1 protein-coding gene is annotated in these 501 nt (G+C 64.5%); it reads left to right on the forward strand.

The genetic code is table 11. The features are described 5' to 3' along the window. A partial coding sequence (locus E5198_RS21415; protein WP_178084118.1) for a cbb3-type cytochrome c oxidase subunit I occupies window positions 1–501 on the forward strand: 501 nt, incomplete at both ends.

Below are 501 nucleotides of genomic sequence, written 5' to 3' on the forward strand. Positions count from 1 at the left end.
GCCATGGTGCAGTGGTGGTACGGCCACAACGCCGTGGGCTTCTTCCTGACCACCGGCTTCCTCGGCATGATGTACTACTTCGTGCCCAAGCAGGCCGAGCGTCCGGTGTACTCCTACCGCCTGTCCATCGTGCACTTCTGGGCGCTGATCACCCTGTACATCTGGGCCGGTCCGCACCACCTGCACTACACCGCCCTGCCGGACTGGGCCCAGTCCCTCGGCATGGTGATGTCGGTCATCCTCCTCGCTCCGAGCTGGGGCGGCATGATCAACGGCATGATGACCCTCTCCGGTGCCTGGCACAAACTGCGCCATGACCCGATCCTGCGCTTCCTGGTGGTCTCCCTCGCCTTCTACGGCATGTCCACCTTCGAAGGCCCGATGATGGCCATCAAGACCGTCAACGCCCTGTCCCACTACACCGACTGGACCATCGGCCACGTGCATGCCGGCGCCCTCGGCTGGGTCGCCATGGTGTCGATCGGCTCGCTGTACCACCTG

It is taken from the genome of Pseudomonas sp. A-1 (genome assembly GCF_004801855.1).
In the GTDB taxonomy this organism is placed as follows: domain Bacteria; phylum Pseudomonadota; class Gammaproteobacteria; order Pseudomonadales; family Pseudomonadaceae; genus Geopseudomonas.